A 1,582-nucleotide genomic window follows, 5' to 3' on the forward strand; every position below is an offset into this window, starting at 1 on the left:
CGGTCTTGCCGACCATCGCAAATTCCGGCTGGGTGTAAACGACTGACGGAATGGCGTCATAGGGCACATGCCCGATCCTGCCCGCCAGTTGTTCAGCCAGCGCCAGACCTTCTTCCTCGGCCTTATGGGCCAGCATCGGCCCCGCAATCACGTCGCCAATGGCATAGATGCTGGGGCAGGAGGTGCGGAAATGCCCATCTACCGGAATGCGACCCGCCTCATCTGTATCGATGCCGACAGTGCTCAGATCGAGCCCCTGCGTGTGGGGTTTGCGCCCGATCGCCACCAGAACCACATCGGCTTCCAGCGTTTCACTCTCTTCCTTGCCAACTTTCTGCACCGTAAGTGACAGCGCGCTCTGTTCGGTCGCCACCTTGGTCACGCGGGTGGACAGGCGAAATTTGAGACCGAGCTTTTCCAGCGCGCGCTGGAACTGACGGCCCAGACCACGATCGAAACCGGGCGCGATATGATCGCCATATTCGATCACCGTCACTTCGCTGCCAAGACGCTTCCATACGCTGCCAAGCTCGAGCCCGATCACACCGGCCCCGATGACCGCGAGACGCTTCGGCACGGCCTCAAGGCTGAGTGCACCGGTCGAGGACACCACGCGCTTTTCGTCGAAGGCCAGACCCGGCAGGGCCGCAGGTGCGCTGCCCGTCGCGATCACGATGGAACCTGCCGTGACCGTCTCACCGTTGATCGTGAGGCTGTGCGGCCCAGTGAGCGTGGCCTCACCCACTCGGAAGGTGATCTTGTTTTTGCGGAAAAGGAAGCCGATCCCTTTGACGGTATCGCCCACCACGCGCTCCTTGCGCGCCATCATCTGGCCAAGGTTGAGCACAGGCTTGACGTTGTCGATCCCCAGTCCGGCAAATTCGGTTTCGGCCTCGTGCAGTCGCTCGGAGCTGTGCAGCAGGGCCTTGGAAGGAATACATCCGACATTCAGACACGTGCCGCCCGGCGCCTCACGACGATCGACGCAAAGCACCTTCAGGCCGCGCTGTGCCGCCTTGATCGCACAGACATAACCGCCAGGGCCCGCGCCAATGACGGCCAGATCGAATTCATGAGTCTCCGACATGGCGGTCTCTTTCGTTTCAGACATCGAGAAGCAGGCGACGGGGGTCTTCCACATACTGCTTGATACGCACCAGGAAGCTCACAGCCTCGCGTCCGTCGACCATGCGATGGTCATAGGAGAGCGCAACATACATCATGGGACGGATCACCACCTGCCCATCCACGGCTACGGGGCGGTCCTGAATGGCATGCATGCCCAGAATGCCTGATTGCGGCGGGTTGAGAATGGGGGTCGAGAGAAGCGAGCCGAACACGCCGCCATTGGTGATGGAGAACGTACCGCGCGAGAGTTCATCGAGCTTGAGCGTTCCGGCACGCGCCCGCGTACCGTAATCATTGATGTTGCGCTCAAGCTCGGCAAAACTCATCTGGTCGGCATCATGCAGCACCGGCACGACCAAGCCGCGCTCGCTGCCCACGGCAATGCCCAGATTGACGAAACGCCGATAGATGATCTCCTCACCTTCGATCGTCGCGTTGATGGCGGGGAATTCCG

Annotated in this window: 2 protein-coding genes; both read right to left on the reverse strand. The window is 61.1% G+C overall.

Translation table 11 applies throughout. The annotated features are described in order from the left end of the window. Nucleotides 1-1,087: dihydrolipoyl dehydrogenase (lpdA, locus tag C0V97_RS17075; RefSeq protein ID WP_233582250.1), on the reverse strand; the 1,087-nt coding region annotated here is incomplete at its 3' end. Nucleotides 1,088-1,103: 16 nt separating this feature from the next. Further along, nucleotides 1,104-1,582 (reverse strand): 2-oxo acid dehydrogenase subunit E2 (locus tag C0V97_RS17080; RefSeq protein WP_199752000.1); only part of this gene is annotated, 479 nt, incomplete at its 5' end.

Source organism: Asaia sp. W19 (assembly GCF_003994335.1).
Classification (GTDB): Bacteria; Pseudomonadota; Alphaproteobacteria; order Acetobacterales; family Acetobacteraceae; genus Asaia.